This is a genomic window from Paenibacillus sinensis, assembly GCF_019904155.1.
Classification (GTDB): Bacteria; Bacillota; Bacilli; order Paenibacillales; family Paenibacillaceae; genus Paenibacillus_AQ; species Paenibacillus_AQ sinensis.
In genome coordinates this window covers 90,570-106,650 of the sequence record NZ_JAHCMB010000061.1, presented here as the reverse complement: position 1 = coordinate 106,650, position 16,081 = coordinate 90,570, and the positions used below count along the sequence as shown (strand labels likewise).

The 16,081-nt window shown below is 56.0% G+C and carries 12 protein-coding genes and 1 riboswitch; of the genes, 8 read left to right on the top strand and 4 right to left on the bottom strand.

The genetic code is table 11. From position 1 onward, the window contains the following. Positions 1-361: 361 nt before the first annotated feature. A complete protein-coding gene (locus KIH86_RS08195; protein ID WP_223083078.1) occupies positions 362-1,237 on the bottom strand; it encodes an NAD(P)-dependent oxidoreductase in 876 nt (291 codons plus the stop codon). Between the two features lie 146 nt (positions 1,238-1,383). Beyond that, positions 1,384-1,482: riboswitch (purine riboswitch) on the top strand. 54 nt (positions 1,483-1,536) lie between these two features. Between KIH86_RS08195 and KIH86_RS08190 the strand changes: the two genes are divergently transcribed. After that, entirely contained in the window at positions 1,537-2,880 is a 1,344-nt protein-coding gene (locus tag KIH86_RS08190) for a 5'-deoxyadenosine deaminase (RefSeq protein WP_223083077.1), read from the top strand. Here the strand turns inward: KIH86_RS08190 and KIH86_RS08185 are convergent. Beyond that, positions 2,877-3,713 carry a helix-turn-helix transcriptional regulator gene (locus tag KIH86_RS08185; protein WP_223083076.1) on the bottom strand — a complete coding sequence of 279 codons (837 nt, stop codon included), beginning with the start codon at positions 3,711-3,713 and terminating at the stop codon, positions 2,877-2,879. The two genes, KIH86_RS08190 and KIH86_RS08185, sit on opposite strands and share 4 nt — an antisense overlap. A 174-nt stretch (positions 3,714-3,887) precedes the next feature. Between KIH86_RS08185 and fabF the strand changes: the two genes are divergently transcribed. The 4 genes from fabF (at position 3,888) to KIH86_RS08165 (ending at position 8,232) form a co-directional block, all read left to right on the top strand. Further along, positions 3,888-5,195, top strand: coding sequence for a beta-ketoacyl-ACP synthase II (fabF, locus tag KIH86_RS08180; protein ID WP_223083075.1), 1,308 nt, complete (start codon positions 3,888-3,890; stop codon positions 5,193-5,195). Between the two features lie 20 nt (positions 5,196-5,215). Further along, positions 5,216-6,124 (top strand): helix-turn-helix domain-containing protein, encoded by a 909-nt coding sequence (locus tag KIH86_RS08175; RefSeq protein WP_223083074.1) that lies wholly within the window; start codon positions 5,216-5,218, stop codon positions 6,122-6,124. A gap of 378 nt (positions 6,125-6,502) precedes the next feature. Then, positions 6,503-7,069, top strand: coding sequence for an RNA polymerase sigma factor (locus tag KIH86_RS08170; protein WP_262416396.1), 567 nt, complete (start codon positions 6,503-6,505; stop codon positions 7,067-7,069). Beyond that, a complete protein-coding gene (locus KIH86_RS08165) occupies positions 7,069-8,232 on the top strand; it encodes a hypothetical protein (protein WP_223083073.1) in 1,164 nt (387 codons plus the stop codon). Before KIH86_RS08170 ends, KIH86_RS08165 begins: the two co-directional genes overlap by 1 nt. Positions 8,233-8,435: 203 nt before the next feature. Here KIH86_RS08165 and KIH86_RS08160 read toward each other — a convergent pair whose 3' ends face one another. Next, positions 8,436-9,488 (bottom strand): 2,3-butanediol dehydrogenase, encoded by a 1,053-nt coding sequence (locus KIH86_RS08160; protein WP_223083072.1) that lies wholly within the window; start codon positions 9,486-9,488, stop codon positions 8,436-8,438. A gap of 217 nt (positions 9,489-9,705) precedes the next feature. Between KIH86_RS08160 and KIH86_RS08155 the strand changes: the two genes are divergently transcribed. Genes KIH86_RS08155 through wsfD form a run of 3 tightly spaced genes read left to right on the top strand, consistent with a single transcriptional unit; the run spans position 9,706 to position 14,179 of the window. Next, a complete protein-coding gene (locus tag KIH86_RS08155) occupies positions 9,706-10,722 on the top strand; it encodes a LacI family DNA-binding transcriptional regulator (protein WP_223083071.1) in 1,017 nt (338 codons plus the stop codon). A 50-nt stretch (positions 10,723-10,772) separates the two neighbouring features. After that, positions 10,773-12,737 carry an LTA synthase family protein gene (locus KIH86_RS08150; RefSeq protein ID WP_223083070.1) on the top strand — a complete coding sequence of 655 codons (1,965 nt, stop codon included), beginning with the start codon at positions 10,773-10,775 and terminating at the stop codon, positions 12,735-12,737. Positions 12,738-12,757: 20 nt separating this feature from the next. Then, complete coding sequence (gene wsfD / locus KIH86_RS08145) at positions 12,758-14,179, top strand: glycan biosynthesis hexose transferase WsfD (RefSeq protein WP_223083069.1); 1,422 nt, start codon at positions 12,758-12,760, stop codon at positions 14,177-14,179. 162 nt (positions 14,180-14,341) lie between these two features. Here wsfD and KIH86_RS08140 read toward each other — a convergent pair whose 3' ends face one another. Further along, positions 14,342-16,057 (bottom strand): ABC transporter ATP-binding protein, encoded by a 1,716-nt coding sequence (locus KIH86_RS08140; RefSeq protein ID WP_223083068.1) that lies wholly within the window; start codon positions 16,055-16,057, stop codon positions 14,342-14,344. Positions 16,058-16,081 lie beyond the last annotated feature (24 nt).

Genomic DNA, 16,081 nt, shown 5'->3' with positions numbered 1-16,081 from the left:
CCATTGGAAAAGGTTAGCGAAGCGTACAATGTACGATAATCGCATATAAGGAAGACGGATGTGACAACGTTTTTCGCGAATATCGTGTACGCGGGGAGAACAAGCAACCCTGTAGGGCATGGAGATTTCGGTGAACATACTCCGAAATCGGGGTATCAGGCAAGTGAAAATTTGGGAACAATCTGAGCAACATGGAATCATCGGAGTGTGTACCATGTCAAGGGTATGGATTGTTGCAGGAGGAAATGAATAAAATTGAATAGCAATAAGGAGACTTAAAACCCCGTTGCCATAGTGAGGCAGTCGGGGTTTTAAGTGTTTTAGGAGCTGTAAGGAGCTGTATGGGCGGATCGCCCTTAAATCAGCTCTGGCGCATATCCTTGAGCTGCTGCAAGATGGCGGCCATATCCAGCTCTCCTCTGCCTTCCCGGTCAGCTGCTGCATACGTCTTGCCGGCAGCTTCCGCAAGCGGCAGCGTAAGACCGGCCAGCTTCGCTTCATCCTGGACAAGCCCCAGATCCTTGGCCACAAGGCTGATCATGAATGCGGCCGGGAATTCCTCTTTTACATACATCATCTTCTTGGCCTCGAACAGCTTCGTCGAGACGGCCGATTCGTCGATCATCTGCAGTACCTGCTCCCGCTTCAGGCCAGAGCTTTCGCCGAAGAGCAGCGCTTCCCCGATACCCTGGGCGACGACGCCGAGAAGCAGATTGATCGCAAGCTTCGCCGAGGTGCCCGCGCCGACATCGCCGAAGTGAATCGTCGATTTGCCCAGCCGGTCAAAGAACGGGGTGCAGTATTCAAGCGCCTCGGGTGAGCAGCCGGCAAGAATGACAAGCTGGCCTTTGGTCGCCGGCCCCACGGAGCCGGATACAGGGGCATCCACATATATGCCGCCCGCTTGTTCCGTAAGCCGCGCGAAAGCCTTCGCTTCCTCAGTCAGAATCGTACTCATATTGACGATATACGCGCCTTCCCGCAGATGGGAGAGAACGCCGTTCTCGCCTTCCAGCACCTCCCGGACCGCTTCTCCCTTCGTCAGCATCAGAAAGATAACATCGGCCTCGTCCGCTGCCTCGGCGGGAGTCTTGCGGAGAACCGCGCCTTCTCTTCCAAGCGGCTGCGCTCTTTCCGCCGTCCGGTTATACACATGCAGGCCATATCCGGCTTGAATCAAATTTCGGGCCATCGGCACGCCCATATGTCCTGTTCCGATCCATGCGATCTTTTTCAATGGAATTCACTCCTTCTTCAAGCTTTCTCTGTCCATTCTAAACCCTAAACCGGACAGGGACAACCTGGCCCGGCTCTTCTCTCAAAGTAGATGTTATTTAACATAACTCTTATTGACAAATAACCTGTCCCTGAATTAAGATGGGGCTAATCATATTTTAAATTTTTCGTATATCCTTAATGATTGGATTAAGGGTTTCTACCGGGAACCGTAAATTTCTGGCTACGAGAATATGCCTAGGCATGTTTTCGTAGCCTTTTTGCTTGGATATGGGCATAAATCAGAGAGGGGAGATCGTCATGAGCGGTATTCTGATCAAGAATGCACAGATTGTCACAATGAATGAACGGGAGGAAATCTTACACGGGGATATTCGGATCAAGGATGACCGGATCACCGAAATCGGAGCCGGGCTGACGCCGCTGCAAGGCGAGCAGGTGCTGGACGCCGCGGGCCGCACGGTGATTCCCGGCTTCGTTCAGACGCATATCCATCTGTGCCAGACGCTCTTCCGGGGGAAGGCGGACGATCTGGAGCTGATGGACTGGCTGCGCAAGCGTATCTGGCCGCTGGAAGCGGCGCATGACGGCGAATCGCTCTATTACTCGGCCATGCTCGGACTCGGCGAATTGATATCCAGCGGGACGACGACGATCGTCGATATGGAGACGGTGCGCTACACCGATTACGCGTTTCAGGCTATCGCGAAGAGCGGCATCCGCGCCCTCTCCGGCAAGGTGATGATGGACCAGAAGGGAGATGACATTCCCGCCGCGCTTCAGGAGGACACGGCAGCTTCGCTGCAGGAGAGCGTGGATTTGCTGGAGAAATGGAACGGCTATGACGGGGGCCGCATCCGGTACGCTTTTTCCCCGAGATTCGTCGTCTCCTGCACCGAGCCGCTGCTGAAGGAGGTCCGTGATTTGTCGGCACGCTATGGGGTCAATGTGCATACCCACGCATCCGAGAATCTAGGCGAGATTGAGATTGTGCAGGCGATGACCGGCATGCGAAATATCGTGTACCTTGATCATATCGGGCTGGCGAACGAGCGGCTTATTCTGGCTCACTGCGTCTGGCTCGACGAAGAGGAGCTGCGGATTCTGCGTGACCGGGGCGTTCATGTCAGCCATTGTCCAGGCTCCAATATGAAGCTCGCGTCCGGCTTCGCCGACACGCCGGGGCTGATTCACGAGCATGTGTCGGTGAGCCTTGGCGCAGATGGCGCCCCGTGCAATAATAACCTCGATATGTTCGGAGAAATGCGGATGGCCGCTCTGATTCAGAAGCCGAAGCACGGACCGACGGCGATGGATGCCCGGACCGTATTCCGGATGGCGACAATCGGCGGAGCGAAGGCGGTCGGCCTGGAGGACGAAATCGGCAGTCTGGAGGTTGGGAAAAAAGCGGATCTGGCGATCCTCAATCTGAACAACTTTCATACGTTCCCTTCCTATGACGTCGATCCGGTCTCGCGGATTGTGTATTCCGCAACCCGCTCCGACGTGGAGAGCACGATCATTAACGGCAAGCTTGTCATGGAGCGCGGCGTGATGAAGACGATCGACAAGGACACAGTGCTGCGCGAGGCGGACGCTTCGATCAAGCGGCTGCTGGTCCGCTCGCCGCTGGAGCAAGCCTAAGCCTCCCGGATGATCTTCATCAGCTTCAGCTCCGTCCGCTCGGATGACGGCGTGTAGATGAGGCAGCGCAGATCGGCGCTGCCGTGCACCTGCATGGAGGTCAGCTCGAACAGCATTTTGCCCGCCTTCGCGTGCCGGAATTCGATCAGCACGTCAGGGGCGCTGTTCACAGTGCTTCTCTGCCACAGCCGGTCGAAATCCGGATACTGTCCGCTCATATGCCGCAGGAAGTCGCGATACCATTCATCCTCCACATACTGTCCGTAATACGTCCGGAAGATCGCGAGGAAGCCGGTTACGAAATCCTCCCAGTTCACCGCCAGCCGCTGAAGCTCCTTGCGGGCGAACAGAAGCTCGATCAGATTCCGGCCTTCCGCCGGGACCTGCACGAAATCGAGAAAGACATGCCTGGCCGCGTCGTTCCAGCCGACAATCCGGGAGCGGCGGTCGATCACGATGGCCGGGGAGTATTTAAGTTCCCGGATAATCTTGAGCAGCGCCGGCCGGATTTCGGGCTGCTCCTCGGGCGGAGCCGGGGGGCTGACATGGGATTCCAGCGCGAGCGACTGGAGATACCGCCTCTCATCGGCGGTCAGCCGGAGCGCCTTGGCGATATTCTCCAGCACCGAAGATGACGCCTTGATGTCGCGTCCCTGCTCCAGCCAGGTGTACCAGGTTGTGCTGACGCCCGCGAGCTGGGCGACCTCTTCCCGCCGAAGGCCCGGCGTTCTGCGTCTGCCCCCGGCGGGCAGACCGGCCGAAGCGGGTGTGATTTTGGCGCGCTGGGCCTTCAGGAAGGCGGACAGCGCCTCCAGTCTGGCTTGATCGTTCATGATTCTTCCTCCCTATGCTCGATTCCATTCTTTTGATTCCCTTAGTGCGATATCGTTAGTGCGATTCCGTTCACCTGTTATCCTAGCACTCATTATACTAGTTTAAACAGCAACTTGTAATAGGATAACACGCATGGCATGATAGCGGTATAACTTGAGCTGGAGGGCTGAATCGTGGAAAGAGTCGTAATAACTGGCATGGGAATCGTGTCGCCGCTCGGCAGCGGCGTTGAGGAATTCTGGGATGGACTGAAGGAAGGGCGGTCAGGCATCAGCGAAATCGACGCCTTCGATACGAAGGCTTACAAGACCAGGTTCGCCGGGAAGGTCCGGGGCTTCGACGCCGAGGCCCTGTTCGGGAGAAAGGAAGCGCGGCGCATGGACCGCTTCACCCAATTTGCGGCCGCTGCGGCCGATCAGGCATGGGCCGACTCCGGACTGAGGCAGGAGGCGCTGGACATGGAACAGGTCGGCGTCTATGTCGGCTCGGGCATCGGGGGCATCGGCACGCTGCTCGATCAGCACCGGGTGCTGCTGGAGCGCGGGCCGGAACGGGTCAGTCCGACGCTGGTTCCGATGATGATCTCCAACATGGCCGCTGCGACGATCAGCATCCGCCTCGGAACACTGGGCCCGACGCTGTCGCCCGTTACCGCCTGTTCCATCGGGAATACGGCCATTGGCGAGGCCTTCCGGGTTATCCGCTCCGGCGAAGCGGATGTCATTCTGGCCGGCGGGGCGGAGGCGGCGGTCAACGAGATTTCTCTCGCTGGCTTCGGCAACGCACATGCCTTGTCCGTGCGGAATGATGACATTCAGGGAGCCAGCAGGCCGTTCGACGCGAAGCGGGACGGATTCGTCCTCGGTGAAGGCGCGGGCATTTTGGTGCTGGAGTCGCTGTCGCACGCGAAGCGGCGGGATGCGAGAATCTACGCCGAGGTGATCGGCTACGGGGCAGGCTCCGACGCTTACCATATGGTCGCTACCCACCCGGAAGGGGAGGGCGCGTACCGGGCTATGAAGCAGGCGCTGCGTACCGCCGGGCTCGAACCTGGAGAGATTGACGTCATCAGCGCTCACGCCACGAGTACGGAGCTGGGCGACCGCTCCGAGACGAAGGCGATCAAGGCGCTGTTCGGCGAGGATGCCTACCGCATCCCGGTGACGGCCAACAAGTCGATGACCGGGCATATGCTCGGGGCCGCCGGCGGGGCTGAAGCCATCGCTCTCGTCAAGAGCCTGGAAGCGGGCCTTATTCCGCCGACGATCAATCTTGAGCATCCTGATCCGGAATGCGATCTGGATTATGTGCCGAATGTCGCGCGGGCGGCGGAGCTGAACATCGGCATGTCCAATTCCTTCGGCTTCGGCGGACATAACGCCGTCGTCATTTTTCGCAAATACCGGGACGGCGTATCTCCTGAGCGTTACGGACCGCAACTCGTATCAAGCGTTAGGAAGACTCAAGCCTTTAAAATGTAGGGGAAAGGAGGGACTTCGGTTTGTACGAATGGAACGAAATGGTCCAAATGATGGTAGATTGGGTGGAGAAGCATCTGGATTCGAAGGCAACGCTGCAGGAAATGTCCGAACGGCTGGGGTATTCGCCTTACTACTGCACAAGGCAGTTTCACCTGCTCACGGGGATGACTCTGCGCGATTATGTGCGGCTCCGGCGCATTACACATGCCGCGCTGGAGGTCAGGGATACGGAGCTGCGCCTTCTCGACATCGCCGTGAAGTACGGCTATTCCTCGCAGGAAGCGTTTACCCGGTCTTTTGTCAAAGCCTTCAGCATGACGCCCGCTGCGTACCGGGAATCCAGGCAGCCGATTCCGTTGTCGATCCGGGCCGAAGTCTTCTCTCCTTATCACTATGCGGTGAAGGAGCGTGTCTTCATGTCGGAGGTTAAGCTTCAGGAGGTAGAGGTTAAAGTTGAGCGAATACCGGCCCATCAATTTATCGGGATCTGGGATGCGGAGTCGGACAACTACGGGGATTTTTGGGCGAACGGTCATGACTGCGACGAGGTGAGCGGGCTGCTGGAGAGCATGTCCCATCACACGCTGCCCGGACAGCTGGGACAGACCGCCGGCTGGTTTTACCGGGAGGGTAGAAAAGGCTATCTGTACGGAATTCCGGTATCCACGAATTATGCCGGTGATATTCCGGACGGGATGGAATGCCGGCTTATTCCGGAATCCGAGTACCTGGTGTTCTATTATCCCCCGTTTGATTATATGAAGGATAATGCTTCGGTCATGAGCGGTGTCGAGGACAAAGCCTGGAGCTTCGATCCCGGTGAGCTGGACTATGTCTGGGATGAAGCCGGGGACAAGCAGGACTACCAGCGGCACTTTCCGGAAGGTTACGGTTATGCTGTGCTGCGGCCGGTGAAGCGGGCGGAATAGGCGTGTTCTGTTCGAAAAAGGCTGCGCTGTAAGCAGTAGCGTTAAGCCGCAGCGAACAGTGAGCGGTGACGCTGAACTACGAGGCGGTGAACGCCAAACGGCAAATGCTGAACTGCGGACGGCGAATAGCGAACTGCAGGGTGACGAGCGGCAAGCGGCGAACGCTGAAGCAGCGGGCAGCAAGTTGCAAGCCGCGAATACTCAGCAGCGGGCAGCTAGCAGCGATCAACAAGCAGCAGGCGTTGGGCCTGGAGTATAAAGCATCCCTAACTCAAGGGATGCTTTTTTTATGGCCAAAGTCAATAATAATCTTATGTAAATTACGGAAGCGGGAACCGTTCCGGTCTGTATGTCGTCTAATCTGGTGAGGTGAATGTATTGAATTTCGAATATTTGAAGGATGCCGTTCAGATGGACGAGGATATGCTTCGGGCCGTGATGGACCGCTACGGCGGCGATGTCTGGAATTACATTTACTATTTGACTTCAAGCCGCGAGCTGGCGGATGAGCTGGCACAGGAGGTATTTGTGAAGTGCTATTACCGCATTGAGACGTACCGGGGAAGGTCCTCTTTTCAGACTTGGCTGTTCTCCATCGCGCGGAATGCCGTATCTTCCCACCGGAAATCCCGTTTCTTCAAAAAAAGCCTGTGGGGAGACACTGCTGCGCTGCCGGACGGGAAGATCACAATAAGTGCCGGCGGCGGGGCGGTCGTTGCGGCCTCGGCGGAAATGCAGTATTTCAGCAGCATGCATATCAATGAAATCTGGGATATGATCATGGGTCTGCCCGCCGGGTTCCGGGAAGTGCTTGTTCTCGATTTGAAATATGGCATGTCTACCCGGGAAATCGCCGAGCTTACGGGCTGGTCGCCCGGGACGGTCAAGTCCAGGCTTCACCGCGCCCGCCGCAAAGTCCAACACATGCTGAAGGAGATGAGATAATGGACAGCAGACCGGAATGGTACGAACGGGCCGCGAAAGGCCCCTTTGAAAAGGGCGGATTTACGGCGGAGCATGCGGAGAATGTGCTGCGGACGATCCGCGAAGGCGAGCCCCGAAGAGCACGGGAGTCCGTTGGAAATCCATATATGAAAACGGCCGTCGCCGCATGCATTGCACTGACGGTTGCCGGACTGGGCTGGGCGGCGGCGGATGGCTCGCTCTTAAGCTACCGAGGAACTGGCAATGTTCTCTCTACAGCCACTGGGGCGGTTAAGGAAGCGGATATGAAGAGGGCGGCGGATAAGGCGCTGCAAAATCTGCTGGGAATTTCTCTTCCGTTTGAAGGCGCCGAGCGCGTGAAGAATGAGAAGCTGATGCGGTATACATACCGCGAGGGTGACAACATCGCGTATTTCTGGATCAGCACGGAGACGGGGGCGATGATGAAGGCGAAAGTGACAAGCTCGCTTAAACCTGATCAGAGTATCCGCAAATTAAGCGATGGAGCAAGAGCGGTGATGGCGAGTTTAGGCTATAAAGGAGACTTTGCTTACTCCGCTTCGCGCAATGTCGATTACGATGCTGCCAGGGATGAGAAGATTGAGGTGAGGACTGTATTCAGAGCAGCCGATGCACGGGTTGAAATCATTAACGGGGACACTAAATTGATGAGCTTCGAGCCGGATGTCGGAACCCTGGATTCTCCAATAACGGAAGAGGGGATCAAGGCACTGAAGTTCATGAACAAGAACCGGACAAATCTGACTGTGACGGGAGCCTACCGCTCCGTTAATGGGACAATAGATTTGCTGACACTGCGCTTCGGAGGCGAGGCTTATGTTACGATGGATGCTTTTACCCGGGTTGTATGCGGGATTACCGATACGTCTCTGTTCGACGGGAAATCCGATTCCGCCAAGGTGCAGGCCGAACGGGACAAGAAGCTGCTGGCGGTCAGTGAACAGCAGATACGCTCGGCGACGGAAGGGATTCTGCCTTCTACCTACAGCTCGAAGCTAAAGGATTATCAGCTTAAGAAAAATCCAAAGGCTCCCGGAGTCGCCACATTCACACATTCCGGTTGGCCGGATATCGAGGTCTCCTACAATCTCTCGGGAAAGTTATGGAGATTTGAGATAAGCCCTGCGGTGGCGGAAAATTAGGCATTGGGAATAGTGGCGTAGGTAAGAGTGATGGATGAAAGTGTAACTATGAGAGAGTGACTATGAGAGAGCAACTACAGAGCGGCCGGTTCAGCACCGGACGAACGAAGGGCCGTCCCCAGTCAAGCCATTGGGGACGGCCCGGATGCCAAATGCAAGTGTATGCTAGGGGATTAGTTCAACAGTTCAATACAGCCAGCCCGTTAAGGTCTTGGCGAGACGAGAATTTTGACCTGGTTTCTCTCTTTCAGCAGAGCCTCGAAGCCCTGCTCGATCACTTCGTTCAGCTTGATCTTCTTCGTCACAAGCTTGTCCGCCGGGAAATAGCCCTGTTCCATCAGACTAAGGACAGCGGGGAATACGTGGCGGTAGCCGATAATGCCTGTCATATTGCGCTCCTTCAGCACGATATTGTTCGGGGTGATCGGAGCGTCTTTTTCAAAAATACTGACGATCATCACCTGGCCGCCCAGTTTGGTAGAATTGATCGATTGCGACAGCACGGACGGAACGCCCGTTACCTCGTACGCGACATCGACACCGCCGTAAGTACGGTCATGCAGCTCCTTCACAACATCGCATTCTCTCGGGTCCAAGACGACGGCGCCAAGTTCTATCGCCTTCTGCTTGCGTTCCTCGGACAGCTCGATAACATAGACCTCGGCGGCGCCGGAGGCTCTCAATGCCTCGATGACCAGCAGCCCGATCGGTCCTGCACCGAACACGGCGGCTTTGTCACCGACCTTCAACTGGCTTTGACGGACGGCATGAAGCGCGACAGCGGACGGCTCGACCAGAGCGCCCTGCTCGAAGGACAAGGAATCCGGAATTTTGAAAACCATATTAGCATTTACGGAAACGTATTCGGAAAAACCGCCGCCGCCTCCGGCCAGTCCGAGGAAGCCCATTTTGTCACAGAGATTATATTTGCCCTGTCTGCACGCCTCGCAAGTACCGCATGCAAAGATCGGCTCAACAACAACCCGGTCGCCGACCTTGAACTGGTTCACGTCTTCGCCGACTTCGACGATTTCCCCCGAGAATTCATGGCCCATAACGATTGGAGCGGCTTCCCCGGTCAACGGATGGGCTTTATCCTTCGGGATAAAGATCGGACCCGCCACATATTCGTGAAGATCGCTGCCGCAAATTCCGCACCATTCCACACGGATTTTGACCTTGCCGGGAAGGACCTCCGGCTCATCGATTGTCTCCACCCTCAAGTCCTTCACATTATGCCATCTCAACGCTTGCATCAAATTTCATCTCCTATATCCCGAAAATTTTCAACAAGAACCGTAAACGTTTCCGGAATTAATAATTACATATCCACAAGCAGATGTCAAACCCAAAAGCTGTTCTGGAACGGCTTCGGAAGTTACTAAAGTTGTTATTCCTGGGGAATAAGGTATGATATCTTAGAATACGAAGAATCGAAATTCGCTAGACTTAAGGTTGGAAGGGAATTATTCGATGACCAACAGAAGCAAGATCACGATAGAGGATGTAGCCAAAAGAGCTTCGGTGAGCATCGCCACTGTATCCCGGGCCATCAACAACTCCGGGGAAATCAGCGCCGGGACGCGGGCCAGAATTCTGCGGATTATTGAGGAAATGGGATTCTCCCCCAACAGGGCGGCTCAAAGTCTGAAAGTCCGGCAGACCAAACAGATTGCGCTGGTTGTTCCCGACATCCGCAACGCCATCATTCCGGACATTGCCTGGTCTGTCGAGCAGACAGCCAAACAATATGACTACCGGGTCATTCAGATCAATACATCCGGAAATCCAAGGACTGAACTCGACACGGTCCGGGATATCAAGCAACTGCATGTGGACGGGATGATCATTATGCCGCTGGCCTATCCCAAGACGCTAAGCGCGCTGATCAATAAATGTGCGGTGCCCATCTCCATATTGAATTACGGAAAAAGGCTGGAGAGTGAGATTAGAGCGGATATCGTCAGCCTGTCGCGGCTGGAGGGCAAGCTTGTTATGGAGCATCTGCAGGGAATCGGGAGAACGAGAATCGCTTATGCCGGCACTTCCAAGAAACTGATCGAAGACCGCTATATCGCTTATGAGGAATCCGTTACCGATTACGATGAAAGTCTGGTCTATCTGGGGGATGAGCTGTCCACTCAGATGGGGGAGCGAGCCGCCGACTATTTCTATCATCTGGAACATAGGCCGGACGCCGTATATGCAGTCAATGACATGGTTGCGATCGGCATCGTCAACCGCTTCAAGAGATTGGGAATCCGCGTGCCCGGGGATATCGCCGTAGTCGGGATAGACAATAATCCCCTGACGGTCCTCACGGAGCCGCAGATCACTTCGGTCTCCATTATGGGGAGCGAGGCTGCGGGTCTGGCTACTCAAATGCTGCTAAGGCGGATTCTGGAGAGTCCGGAGCGCGAATACGAGAAGGTGCAGCTTGAGCCCCGGCTCATCGTACGGGAATCGAGCCTTGCTGTTATGCGGACGTAATTCAACGCCGCCGCAGTGAATTCATATTAAGACAATTAAGAGGGATATGTATGTACGGAAAAACAACCAGAGTTATCAAACCATTCATCGCCGTATCGGCTCTGCTTCTATTGAAGCTGCTGTTTCTGCGGCTCTTGTTCTTCGACCGGATCGCTTGGGAGTGGATAGCGGCGGATGTCGCGCCGGTACTGCTGATTATGGGAATTCTGGCGGTAGTGATGCCTTCCAGGGCAAAGACGGCGGCATTCTGGTGCTTCAACCTGATTCTGTCGCTGATTCTGTTCGCCTCAAGCGTCTACTTCAACCATTTCGGATCGGTCCCTACCTATCTGGCCCTGCATGAGCTTGATCAAGTGTTCCAGGTCAGGGACAGTGTGGGATCGACCGTGCAGATGGTCGATTACCTGTTCTTCGCGGATTTTCTCCTGTACGGGCTATGGATGATCGTGCGCAAGCTTCGCCGCGGCGGCCGCAGCGACTATTCGTCCTGGTCCTATTACGGTCCGCGCGGCGGTTCTGCTGTCGGCTCCTATTCTGCCTATTCCTATTCCGCCGAATCCGGGCGGTTCCGGGTTAGAGCGGGGTTCGTCATTCCGCTTCTCTGCATTCTGGCAGGCGCTTCCTGGTCGGCATATACGATCCGCGCCTCGGCCGGAATTACGAATGAGCTGGTTCAGGCGGAAAGCGCAGGCTTCCTGAATTATGAAGTGGTGGCGGCAATCCGCCAGCATCAGAACAGCAGTCTGGTCGGAACCGGGAATATTCAGGACACGATCGGCAATCTTGAAACGCTGGAAGCTTCCTATAATTACGGCGGACAGCCCACCGGCACGCCGGCGGCCGATTATTACGGAGCGATGAAGGGCAAGAATGTCATTGTCGTGCAGATGGAGGCCTTTCAGAACTTCCCGCTGCACAAATCGCTGAACGGGCAGGAGCTGACGCCGAACCTGAACAGGCTGGCGGACGAGGGGCTGTATTTCCCGCAGGTTTATCAGCAGATCGGGCCGGGCAATACCTCAGATGCCGAATTCATGAGCAATACGTCGATCTATCCGATCGGCACGCTCGCGATGTCAACAGGGTTTGGGGACCGGAAGCTGCCGAGCCTGCCCCGGGTGCTTGAGAGCAAGGGATACGAGAGCTATACGTTTCACATCAACAATGTAGGCTTCTGGAACCGCAAGGATTTGTACGCCGCCATCGGCTTCACCGGCTATTACGACAAGCCTTACTTCGAGAACGACCATTTCAATTCATTCGGCGCCTCGGACGAGCAGCTGTATAAGACCGGGATCGAGAAGCTATCCAAGCTGAGCCAAAAGGGTACGCCGTTCTATGCCCAATTCGTTACCGCCTCCAGCCATCATCCGTTCAAAGTGCCGGAAGCCTTCCGCAAAATAACGGTGCCTGACAACCTTAAGGATACGATGCTCGGGGATTACCTGACCGCGGTCAATTATACGGACTATGCCATCGGCACCCTGATTGACGGCCTGAAGAGCAGCGGGCTATGGGACAATACCGTGCTGGTATTTTACGGGGATCACTTCGGCCTTCAGCCTCAGGATGTACCGCCGGAGCAGGTGGAGCAGGCCTTGGGCATTCCCTACGATTCCCGTGTCAGCCGGTTCAATATCCCGCTCATTATTCGCATTCCCGGCTCCACGCAGGGCAAGGAGATTGAACGGACGGGCGGACAGATGGATATTATGCCGACCCTCGCCAATCTGCTGGGCATTTCGCTGAAGGAAGAAGGGGTTGTCCCGTTCGGGCATGATCTGCTGAACATCAAGCATAACGTGGTGGGGATGAGGTATTACCTGCCTTCGGGCTCCTTTTTCAATGACGACATTATGTTCGTTCCCGGCAAAAGCTTTCAAGGCGGCGAGGCCGTCTCGCTCAAGACGCTTAAGCCCGTCTCCGATTTCGCCAAATACGAAAGGGATTACGAGTATATGCTGAAGCTTCTGGCTGTGTCCGACGAGTATGTCAAGCTGCTGCCGAAGCGTTAAGAGGAAGGATCGAACAGGAAATGAAATCATGGGTTAAACCGCATATTCTGGCTGTTACTGCGGGCTTCGGCCTGCTGCTTGGCATTCTCTTTCTCGGGCCGTTCGTCGGCGTTGCCGACAACGGAGATTTTCTGCGCATGATGAACACGATAGGCTTGAATTATTATGACGCCGCAGAGACGTACGCTGACCGCTTCTTCAGCTACAGCCATTCCAGATTCGCCTACGAATCGCTGTTCCGCGGGTTCTATCCGTCTTCGCAGATTTTTCTCGTTCTGCCGGCCAGGCTGCTCGGCGGCCTGTTTCACGGCAGCTGGTTCGATATCCGCATTCTGGCGGCTGTGCATGCGATTCTGCTGCTGGCCGCTACCTGGCTGCTTGTAAAATATAATGCCGGACGTTCTTACATAGCGGGGCTGCTGCTGGGTGGCGTTCTGCTGTTCGTGTTCTATGATATCGGGTATACCGCGTACTTCAACTCGCTGTTTGGAGAGCCGGTCTCCCTCGTGTCGATGCTGCTTGCGTTCGCGCTCGGGCTTCGGCTGCTGGCGAAGGAGGCGCCGACGGTCAAGGATTTAACGTTCTTCTTCATCGCCGTTCTGTTCCTGGCCTGCTCGAAGATTCAGAACGCGCCGATCGGCATCGCCTTCGCGCTGATCTTCCTGCGTCTGTCGTCGCTTGATGCGGGACCGCGGTTCCGGAAGGCGGCGATCTCGTTCGCGGCGGCCATTTTCGTCGTATCCGTCGTCCTCTATGTCGCAGCGCCCAAGGAGCTGAAGCATATTAACCTGTATCAGACGGTCTTCTACGGCGTGCTGAACGGCTCGGATGATGTTCGGGGCGATCTTCGCCAGCTGGGCTTGCCGGAGCGGCTGGAGGTGCTGGCGGGAACGAATTATTTTCAACAGGACACGGCGATCAAGCAGGACGATCCTTCTCTTGTCCCGGATTTCTACAACCGGGTTTCCCATAAGGATGTGCTGGTCTTCTATCTGAAGAATCCCGGCCGGCTGCTGGACAATATGGAGTATGCGGCTTCAAACGGCATGTCGATCCGACCCTACTATCTCGGAAGCTATGAGAAGAGCGAAGGGAAACAGGCGGGTGCATTGGCTTATACGTACAGCGCCTGGAGCGAGTTCAAGAACAAGCTGCTCCCGCATAAGCTGTGGTTCATCGCCGTCTTCTATCTTGTGTATTACGCCATAACGGTTTTCGAATATGTGCGCAGCCGTGAACGGAGGGGCCGCCTCGCATGCGAGCTTCTGATGCTGCTGGGATTGATCGGCATCTTCTCGTTCCTCGTTCCGATTCTGGGCGATGGACGCGCCGACATTGGCAAGCATCTGTTCCTGTTCAATGTCAGCTTCGATATGATGGCCGTGGCGATGTTCGCCTGGGTCGTGCGGAAGCTGACTTCCTCGCGGCGGGATTCCTATTAGATCCTGGCTTGCTTCAATTCAAACAGCCGTGATGCTCTGGGCATCACGGCTGTTTGCTGTACGCATGGGCGACCTTAGCAGCCTCTTGTGCGGCGGCTTTATGCATTCCTGTAGTTGCTCCGCAGTCCCGTCCGTCCTGCCGGGCCGGCTGTCGGGGACGAACTAGAAGCTGAGCTGCGCCTGGTGCAGACGGCTGTAAATGCCGCCGGCTTCGACCAGCTCCTCGTGCCGGCCTTCTTCGGCGACGCCGTCCTCGGCGACAACGACGATCCGGTCGGCGCTGCGGATCGTGCTGAGCCGGTGCGCGATGACCAGCGTCGTACGGCCGACGGACAGCTCCGCCAGAGACTGCTGGATCGCCGCTTCCGTCTCGGTGTCTAGCGCGGAGGTCGCTTCGTCGAGGATCAGAATCGGCGGATTCTTCAGGAACATGCGGGCGATCGCCATCCGCTGCTTCTGTCCTCCCGACAGCTTGACTCCCCGCTCGCCGATCACCGTATCCATACCTTCCGGCAGGCTCTGGATCAGCTCCTCCAGATGGGCTCTGCGGGCCGCCTCCCAGATTTCGTCGATTCCGGCGTCCAGCTTGCCATAGGCGATATTCTCCCGGATCGTTCCGGAGAACAGAAAGACATCCTGCTGCACAATCCCGATCTGCCGACGCAGCGATTCGAGCTTGAAGTGCCGGATATCCGTGCCGTCGACTGCAACCCCGCCCCCGGTTACTTCATAGAAACGGGGGAGCAGGCTGCAGACCGTCGTCTTGCCCGCCCCGGAAGGACCGACGAAAGCGACGGTTTCCCCGGCGCGGATGTTCAGGGAGAAGTTCTGCAGAACCGGCCGGTGTTCTTCATAGCCGAAGGACACCTCATCAAACACAATGTCGCCGCGAAGAGGACCGGCCTCCACCGCATCCGGGCTGTCCGCGATATCCGGCTCTGTATCGATAACCTCCAGATAGCGCTTGAAGCCGGCGATTCCCTTCGGATAGCTCTCGATGATGGCGTTAATCTTCTCGATCGGCCGGAAGAAGATGTTGGCGAGCAGCAGGAACGCTACGAATTCGCCGATCTCGAGGCTTCCGCGGATGAAGAACCAGGAGCCGCAGATCATGACGAAGATCGTGATCAGCCGGGTCATCATATAGTTGACGGACATGCTGCGCGCCATCAGCTTGTAGGCATTAAGCTTCGTCTCCCGGTAATTCCGGTTGTCGACTTCAAACAGCTTCTTCTCGTACTCTTCGTTGGCAAAAGACTGGACAACGCGGATGCCGCCGACATTGTCCTCAATCCGCGCGTTGAAGCTGCCGACATTGCCGAAGAGGCGGTGGTAGGTGGAGGTCATATTTTTGCCGAAATGGATGAGCATCCAGGCAATGACAGGGACAATGATGAAGGTGATCACGGCAAGACGGAGATTGATGTCCGCCATCAGGAAGAAAGCGCCGATCAGCGTCATGACGGCGATGAATACGTCCTCCGGACCGTGGTGGGCGACTTCGCCGATATCGTTCAGGTCATTGGTCATCCTGCCGATCAGATGTCCGGTCTTGTTGTTGTCGAAGTAGCGGAAGCTGAGCTTCTGGATATGGTCGAACATTTTTTTGCGCATATCCGTCTCGATGTTGATGCCCAGCATATGCCCCCAATAGGTGACGATGTACTGCATGGCGGTGTTCAGCACATAGACGGCCAGCAGCAGAAGACAGGCGGCCACGATCAAGGACCAGTTCTGTCCCGGCAGAAGATCGTCGATAAAGCGGTTTACGGCAACCGGAAATGCCAGCTCGAGCAGTCCGGCGCCGATGGCGCACAGAAAATCCAGCAGAAACAGCTTGCGGTAGGGCCTGTAATAGGAGAAAAAACGGCGAAGCATCCGGCTCACTCTTTCTTATGTAGG

Bases quoted from the DNA above. Each gene is read 5' to 3' on its own strand.
- KIH86_RS08190 (WP_223083077.1), top strand. From the start codon at position 1,537: ATGAGCGGTATTCTGATCAAGAATGCACAGATTGTCACAATGAATGAA.
- KIH86_RS08185 (WP_223083076.1), bottom strand. From the start codon at position 3,713: ATGAACGATCAAGCCAGACTGGAGGCGCTGTCCGCCTTCCTGAAGGCC.
- KIH86_RS08165 (WP_223083073.1), top strand. From the start codon at position 7,069: ATGGACAGCAGACCGGAATGGTACGAACGGGCCGCGAAAGGCCCCTTT.
- KIH86_RS08160 (WP_223083072.1), bottom strand. From the start codon at position 9,488: ATGCAAGCGTTGAGATGGCATAATGTGAAGGACTTGAGGGTGGAGACA.
- KIH86_RS08155 (WP_223083071.1), top strand. From the start codon at position 9,706: ATGACCAACAGAAGCAAGATCACGATAGAGGATGTAGCCAAAAGAGCT.
- KIH86_RS08150 (WP_223083070.1), top strand. From the start codon at position 10,773: ATGTACGGAAAAACAACCAGAGTTATCAAACCATTCATCGCCGTATCG.
- wsfD (WP_223083069.1), top strand. From the start codon at position 12,758: ATGAAATCATGGGTTAAACCGCATATTCTGGCTGTTACTGCGGGCTTC.
- KIH86_RS08140 (WP_223083068.1), bottom strand. From the start codon at position 16,057: ATGCTTCGCCGTTTTTTCTCCTATTACAGGCCCTACCGCAAGCTGTTT.